Annotated in this window: 9 protein-coding genes; 3 read left to right on the top strand and 6 right to left on the bottom strand. The window is 56.8% G+C overall.

Annotation, left to right across the window (positions count from 1 at the left end; genetic code table 11):
* Positions 1-280: 280 nt before the first annotated feature.
* The 6 genes from B3F77_RS19400 to B3F77_RS19375 all read right to left on the bottom strand — a co-directional run bounded on the left by B3F77_RS19400 (position 281) and on the right by B3F77_RS19375 (position 5,132).
* Positions 281-505, bottom strand: coding sequence for a hypothetical protein (locus B3F77_RS19400; RefSeq protein ID WP_293606538.1), 225 nt, complete (start codon positions 503-505; stop codon positions 281-283).
* A gap of 16 nt (positions 506-521) precedes the next feature.
* Entirely contained in the window at positions 522-1,712 is a 1,191-nt protein-coding gene (hemW, locus tag B3F77_RS19395) for a radical SAM family heme chaperone HemW (protein WP_293606537.1), read from the bottom strand.
* Between the two features lie 34 nt (positions 1,713-1,746).
* Positions 1,747-2,355: an RdgB/HAM1 family non-canonical purine NTP pyrophosphatase gene (gene rdgB, locus B3F77_RS19390; protein WP_293606536.1), complete on the bottom strand. Its 609-nt coding sequence runs from the start codon at positions 2,353-2,355 to the stop codon at positions 1,747-1,749.
* 45 nt (positions 2,356-2,400) lie between these two features.
* Positions 2,401-3,129, bottom strand: a complete 729-nt coding sequence (gene rph, locus B3F77_RS19385; protein WP_293606535.1) for a ribonuclease PH — start codon at positions 3,127-3,129, stop codon at positions 2,401-2,403.
* A gap of 96 nt (positions 3,130-3,225) precedes the next feature.
* Positions 3,226-4,128: a PP2C family protein-serine/threonine phosphatase gene (locus tag B3F77_RS19380; protein WP_293606534.1), complete on the bottom strand. Its 903-nt coding sequence runs from the start codon at positions 4,126-4,128 to the stop codon at positions 3,226-3,228.
* Positions 4,125-5,132, bottom strand: coding sequence for a serine/threonine protein kinase (locus B3F77_RS19375; protein ID WP_293606533.1), 1,008 nt, complete (start codon positions 5,130-5,132; stop codon positions 4,125-4,127). The genes B3F77_RS19380 and B3F77_RS19375 overlap by 4 nt, the downstream gene beginning before the upstream one ends.
* Before the next feature lie 66 nt (positions 5,133-5,198).
* Here B3F77_RS19375 and B3F77_RS19370 point away from each other — a divergent pair, with 66 nt between their 5' ends.
* From B3F77_RS19370 to rpoZ, 3 genes are read left to right on the top strand one after another with little or no spacing between them, the layout of a single operon-like run.
* Positions 5,199-6,116: a YicC/YloC family endoribonuclease gene (locus tag B3F77_RS19370; protein WP_293606532.1), complete on the top strand. Its 918-nt coding sequence runs from the start codon at positions 5,199-5,201 to the stop codon at positions 6,114-6,116.
* Positions 6,117-6,161: 45 nt separating this feature from the next.
* The gene (gmk, locus tag B3F77_RS19365; protein WP_293606531.1) at positions 6,162-6,782 is read left to right on the top strand and encodes a guanylate kinase; all 621 of its coding nucleotides are present in this window, start codon (positions 6,162-6,164) and stop codon (positions 6,780-6,782) included.
* Between the two features lie 27 nt (positions 6,783-6,809).
* On the top strand, positions 6,810-7,013 hold the full coding sequence (rpoZ, locus tag B3F77_RS19360) for a DNA-directed RNA polymerase subunit omega (RefSeq protein ID WP_026780849.1): 204 nt from the start codon (positions 6,810-6,812) through the stop codon (positions 7,011-7,013).
* Positions 7,014-7,123: the final 110 nt, after the last annotated feature.

The raw sequence follows: 7,123 nt of genomic DNA, 5'->3' as shown, positions 1-7,123 counted from the left end.
GGAGGCATCCATAGCATCTCGGTTGTGAGCAGCCGTTGACGGCTCACAATAAATTCGGAATTCTCCGACGTGCCACAGGCCAAATATAAATTGACAGCATCGTATCGGTCTTGTGACCTGTGGCACCCCACATACGACCCATCAATCGCGAAAGCGCTTGGTGGGTTTGTTTTTTCTGAGCTCTCAATGCAAAACGGCTGAATCGCAGCGTTGCCCCGGCGGGGCGGGTCACGCATGTTGACTGCGGTTGCCCTGGAGCCTGCGGGTACGCCAAGACTGACTAGTGCTTCTGGCTTCTGCCTTCTTTATCAAGCTGCTGAATCTGCCGTTTGCGTTTGCTCTTGTTTTTTGATTCCGCTGCAACGGGCCGGTCGCGCAAGGCTTGAGCCTTGCGTGCTTGCGCTCTTTCTTTACGCTTTTTGTTTCGGAAGTGCACAAAGGTGCGGCCGAGCCCAAAGCTGATGGCGCTGCTGATGACCAAAAGAATAATGCTCGAAGTTTCCATAAAGTCGCATTGCGGGTCACTCCGCTAAAAACAGTTCCTGCAAATCGTTCAAAAAATCAAAACCTCGCTCAGTCGGCTTGACACGGACAAAGTCGCGTTCGATCAGCCCCTTGCGCTCGGCTTCTTCCAGGCCCTGCTGGATGGCGGTCAAGGGCAGCCCTGTCTTGTCAGGAAAATCCTGCAGTTTGAAACCCTCCCTGAGCCGCAAGGCATTGAGCATGAATTCAAAAGGCAATTCGGCGCGGCTCACTTCGGTGTCTTGGGTAACGGCATCACCGGCCAAGGCTTTTTCCATATAAAGCTTGGGCTCGCGGTAGCGCACCTGGCGAATCACCCGATGTGCAAAGCTGAGCTTGCTGTGCGCACCCGCGCCGATTCCCAGGTAATCACCAAACTGCCAGTAGTTGAGATTGTGAAAGCAGCGGTGCCCTAGCTTGGCGTAGGCCGACACTTCATAGCGCTGCAGCCCGGCGCCCTGGGTCATCTCGGTGATCCGGTCGAGCATGGCGTAGGCCATATCTTCCTCAGGAATCACCGGCGGAAATTTCGCAAAGTAGGTGTTGGGCTCTATCGTCAGTTGGTAAATCGAAATATGGGGCGGCTGCAGCGCAAGGGCTTGGCGCATGTCCTGCGCCAGATTTTCCAGCGTCTGGCCAGGGAGCGCGTACATGATGTCGAGGTTGAAGGTGTCAAAAGCCTGCGCCGCCTCTTCAACGGCCGCAATCGCCTGGGCGCGGTCATGCACGCGGCCAAGAGCTTTGAGGTGGCGGTCATCAAAACTTTGCACGCCAATGGAAAGACGCGTCACTCCAGCGCTGCGAAAGGCCCTGAAACGGTTTTTTTCAAACGTCCCGGGGTTGGCTTCCAGCGTGATCTCGCAGTCTGCGTCCAGCCTCAGCCGCGCCCGAATATCGCTCAGCAGATGGTCAATGGCTTGCGGCGAAAAGAGGCTGGGCGTTCCGCCGCCAATAAAGATGCTGTGCACTGTGCGGCCCCAGATCAGCGGCAGTGAAGCCTCCAGATCGGCCACCAGCGCATCGATGTAGCGCTGCTCGGGCATCTCGCCCGACACCTCATGCGAATTGAAATCGCAATAAGGGCATTTTTTCAGGCACCAGGGTAAATGCACATAGAGTGACAGCGGCGGCAGCGCCGTGAGCTGCAGCGTTCCGCTGCGCATGTAGTGCTGAATGTCTTTCTGAGTCATGATTGATTGGTCGCTGTTTGACTGGGCCAGGGCTTTACAGCCAGCGTTCACGCATCAGCTCTATCATCTGGCGCGTGGCCTTGCCGCGGTGGCTATTGGCGTTTTTCACGCTCACGGGTAGCTGGGCAAAGGTTTGACCGAACTCTGGAATGAACATCACCGGGTCAAAGCCAAACCCGTTGCTGCCGATGGGCTCCAAAGCAATTTCACCCGACACCCGCCCGGACGCAATCAAGGGCTCCGGATCGTCCGCAGAGCGAACCGCCACCAAGGTGCTGACCAGCGCCGCACGGCGCTGGGCGCGCTGGGTCAGGCCAGCCATCTGCTCCAGCAGGGCCTTGACGTTGTACTCGTCACCCTTGGGATAACCAAACTGCATGGCATAAAACGCCGTGTCCACGCCAGGCAGGCCGCCGAAAGCGTCCACACACAAACCCGCATCGTCGGCCAGTGCAGGCAAGCCGCTGAGCCTGGACGCGTGGCGGGCTTTGGCCAGCGCATTTTCCACAAAGGTAGGGAACGGCTCTTCGGCCTCGGGGATGCCCAGCTCAGCCTGGCTCAGCAATTCCAGCCCCAATGGCGCCAGCATGGCTTGCAGCTCAGCGAGCTTGCCTTGGTTATTCGATGCAAGGACGATCTTCATGATGAAAAGTGGCTCTAGCCCTTATTTGACGGTCGTTAGCAGCTATTAATCTAATAGTGAATGCTTCTGCAGGGCGACCAGTTCGGTGATGCCTTTTTCGGCCAGGACCAGCAGCGCATCCATTTCTGTGCGTGAAAAAACAGCGCCTTCGGCAGTGCCTTGGACTTCCACATAGTGGCCGGCACCGGTCATGACCACATTCATGTCGGTGTCACAAGCCGAGTCTTCGGTGTATTCCAGATCCAGCAAGGGCGTGCCCTGCACAATGCCGACCGAAATGGCGGCCACGTGGTCAAGAATCGGCGTTTCCTGGAGCTTGCCCTCGGCCAGCAATTGGTTGACCGCATCCTGTGCAGCCACAAAGGCACCCGTGATGCTGGCCGTTCGGGTGCCGCCATCGGCCTGAATCACGTCGCAATCGAGGTAAATGGTTCGTTCGCCCAATTTCTTCAGATCAAACACAGAGCGCATGGATCGACCAATCAGGCGCTGGATTTCCTGGGTGCGGCCACTCTGTTTGCCGCGAGCTGCTTCGCGGTCGCTGCGCGTGTGCGTGGCGCGTGGCAGCATGCCGTATTCGGCGGTCACCCAACCTTCGCCACTGCCTTTCTTATGGCCAGGGACTTTTTCCTCGACGGAGGCGGTGCACAGCACCTTGGTTCCGCCGAATTCAATCAGCACCGAACCTTCGGCGTAAGCGGTGTAATGACGGGTGATGCGTACCGGACGCAGGGCGTCGGCAGCACGTGCGCAGCCTCTGGCAAACTGACTCATGGTGAATGGCTTTCTGGCGGAAAACGCCGAAGGAATGAAAAAGAGAGAAAAGAGCGCCTTGGCGTAGCCAAACGCACCAAAGCCGGCACCTCGATTTCAGCCTCTTCTTGCGGCTGAACGGCGTATGGCCTCGTTGATTTCAGCAATGGATCTCTCGATCGTCGCCTCATCAAGATCATCGGCCATGCTGTCGAGTCCGCCAGCCTGGATGGTGGAGGCGAACACCCCGTCCATGATGCTGTCTGTGGACACACCACGGGTGGATTCAAACGCATCCGGGGTTTCCCACTCCATGGCCAGCACGGTCACGTTATCGCTGTGTTCGCCACCGGCGCGCAATGCATTTTCGACCAGATCGGGGACCGCGTCAGACACGCTCTTGCTGGCCAATTGCCGGACAATTTCATCGTCACTCAGGCTGCCCCACAGGCCGTCAGAACACAGCAGCAGCTTGTCACCCTGTTGCAGGGTCAAGGGGCCCGCCATATCAAAAACGGGCTTGGTGGGCGAGCCCAGGCAGGTAAAAAGGATGTTGCGGTTGATGCGCTCGAGGCTGATGCCCCCAGCGCTCTGCTGCTCAAGATAGGAATGATCCCGGGTGCGCATCAGTAGTTCGCCGTCACGCACGACATACAGGCGAGAGTCTCCACAATGCACCCAAGTGGCCCCGGTACCCTGCAAAATGACGGCCACCAGCGTGGTGCGGGGCGTGTCGAGCATGCCTTTTTCGGTGGCATAGCGAAGAATCTGGTAATGAGCTGCCCCCAGCGCAGTTGCCAGAAATTCAGTGGGATCCAGGATGATGGGCCGAGCCTCCTTCTGGTACAGCGCAGAAATGGTCTGCAGTGCAAGCTGTGCCGCGACTTCACCGTCAGGATGACCACCCATCCCGTCGGCCAGCACGAACAAGCCCGATTCCCGCGTGTAGCAGTAGCCCATGCGGTCTTCGTTTTTCTCCCGTCCGCCTTTGCGGCTGACCTGAAAGACAGAAAATTTCATTTAAATCTGGTCGCAAAGGCAGTCGCTTTGCGTGCGGTTTTTTTGGTATCCAAGATCATGTTGTCAAACTGCAGACGTACCTTTTCACCGACGGTGAGTTTGGTGTAATGACGCTCACCTTCCCGGCTCAGTTCCTTTTGCAGCGCAAACACCGATTGAGGTCGTGACAGCGGGTCCAGCGACATGCACCACTCGACGACTTCAATCAGATTGTCGGAATAAACGCCCCGCAGACGAGACAGCGCCAGGGACAGGCGGTCTTTTTCAAGACGCTGCGGCGCATCATTGGGCGGGTAGCCCTGCATGGCGGCGTAGATGCAAGCGCCAATCGCATAAATATCGGTCCAGGGACCCATTGAGGAGTCGCGGCGGTACATTTCTGGCGCCGCAAAACCAGGGGTGTACATGGGCCGGATGAAGTTACCCTCTTTACTCAATACCTCGCGCGCCGCGCCAAAGTCAATCATCACGGCCCGGTTGTCGTCAGTGATGAAGATGTTGGCGGGTTTGATGTCCAAGTGCAGCATTTTGTGCTGGTGCACGATGCGCAGCCCGCGCAGGATTTCGTCAAAGAGCGAGCGAATGGTCGATTCGCGGAAGACCTTCTGTTTTTTCAGCTCACGAGCGGTAATGATGAAGTCCTGCAGGGTCCCGCCCTCCAAGTAGTTCATGACCATGTAGACGGTTTCATTCTCGCGAAAGAAATTCAGCACGCTCACCACCGAACTATGCGAAATCTGGGCAAGTGCGCGGCCCTCTTCAAAAAAACTCTTGAGACCCAGGCGGTACAGCGAGAGCTTGTCAGGCTGAACTTGCGGCAGCAGCTCCCCCGGAGAACGGCTGGCCAGTGAAGATGGCAGATACTCCTTGATGGCGACTTGCTGACCTTCGTTGTCGACGGCCAAGTAAACTACGCCGAACCCGCCAGCCGAAAGCTTTCGCACAGCACGATAGCCACCAATGACGGTGTCGGGCGGCAGCGGTGCGGGCTTGACCTTTGACATAATTCTGGATGAGCTTCGGTGACAATGTCACCAAGTCTTATTCTCTCTAGTAAAGCGTATTAATAAATGTCAGTTTACAGCATGACGGGTTATGCAACCGTGCAATCCAGCGTGGCGCAGTCTGCCCCAGAAACTGAACCGCGCCAGGACGCCAGTTCCAGGCTGGGCGTCGAAATACGTTCCGTGAACAGTCGCTTTCTTGACCTGGCCTTCCGTCTGCCCGATGAATTGCGGCAGACCGAACCGGCCCTGCGCGAATTACTGACCGGCAAGCTCAAGCGCGGCAAGGTAGAAGTCAGGGTATCGCTTGAAAGCGCATCGGCCAGCAGCCTGCGCCCCCCCTCGTCGGCGACCCTGCAGCGCCTGGGCTCTCTGGAGGACAGCATCAAGTCGTGGTTGCCGCAGGCCGCTGCGCTCAGCGTGGCCGATATCCTTAGAATCGCTACCAACGAAGACAGAAAGCCGCACGATCATAGTGAAGAACTGCTCAAGCTGGCAAAAAATGCCCTGAAAGAGCTGATGTCTGCCCGCGAGCGGGAAGGGGCTCGCCTGGCACATATGCTGCTTGACCGTACAGCGCAGCTGCGCGCACTGGCGGCACTCGCGGTTCCCATGGTTCCCAAACTGGTTGAGCAGCAACAGGCGCGTTTTCTCGAGCGCTGGAAAGAGGCCATGGCCTTGGGAGGCAGCACAGCGCTGCCTGAAATGGCCCAGGATCGGGCACTGACCGAGGCCACCGCCTTTGCTATCCGGATTGATGTGGCTGAAGAGATCACCCGCCTGTCGTCACACCTTGATGAAATAGACCGCTTACTTTCCAGCGGCGGTGAACTGGGCAAGCGCCTCGACTTCCTGATTCAGGAACTGCACCGAGAAGCCAATACATTGGGGTCCAAATCGGCCTCGCTGGAGCTCACACGCATTTCTGTGGACATGAAAGTGCTGATCGAGCAGGTTCGCGAGCAGGTCCAGAACATCGAGTAGCACCCTGTTAACTATCAAATTTATAGCAATAAACCACCAACACGCATGGACTATCCCGGAAATCTATTTGTTGTAGCAGCCCCCAGTGGTGCGGGCAAGTCCAGCCTGGTGAAGGCTCTGATGGAACTGGATTCACGTATTCAGCCCGCTGTGTCACACACCACCCGGCCGCCGCGCGGACAGGAAAAGCATGGCAGGGAATATTTTTTCCTGTCTCCCGAAGAGTTCGACGGCATGGTGCAGCGCGATGCTTTTCTGGAATGGGCGCTTGTCCACGAGCACCGTTACGGCACGTCGCGCCAGACCATTGAAGAGCGAATCACGTATGGCGCCGATGTGATTCTTGAAATTGATTTTCAGGGCGCCCTCAACATCAAACGGATTTTTGCGAATGCTGTCCTGATTTTCATACTCCCTCCGAGCTGGGAAGAATTGCGCTCCCGCCTGCAGCGGCGCGGCGAAGACACCGCAGAAGTCATCGAATTACGGCTTAAGAACGCGGCCATCGAGATGGCACAGGCCCGGGAATTCGACTTCGTTATAATCAACGAGTTATTTGAGCTGGCAGTTTTCGACCTGAAAACCATTGTCCATGCCCAGCGGCTCAAGTTTTCGGCCCAGCGACGTGCCCGAGCCGAGACTTTCAAGGCCCTTCACATTCCTTAAGTTACCGATCACACCGAAAGAATCACCATGGCCCGCATTACTGTCGAAGATTGCCTCGAAAAAATCCCGAATCGCTTTCAGCTGGTTTTGGCCGCCACGTACCGTGCCCGAATGCTCAGCCAGGGGCATGCCGCCAAGATCGAAAGCAAGAACAAGCCCGGCGTAACCGCGCTGCGTGAAATCGCTGCGGGCAAAATTGGCCTGGAAATGCTAAAAAAAGTACCCGGCTGATCCTGCCGGCTCTATTGAAAAAAAGCACCTTGACCTGGTGCTTTTTTCATTTTTGGCGTGTAAAGTCTTTTTTTTGCGCTTTATTCACGCCGCGATACATTTGAAGTATG

Source organism: Polaromonas sp. UBA4122 (assembly GCA_002381615.1).
Classification (GTDB): domain Bacteria; phylum Pseudomonadota; class Gammaproteobacteria; order Burkholderiales; family Burkholderiaceae_C; genus Polaromonas.
The sequence above is the reverse complement of the archived record's forward strand: the minus strand, read 5'-3'. Positions and strand labels throughout refer to the sequence as shown.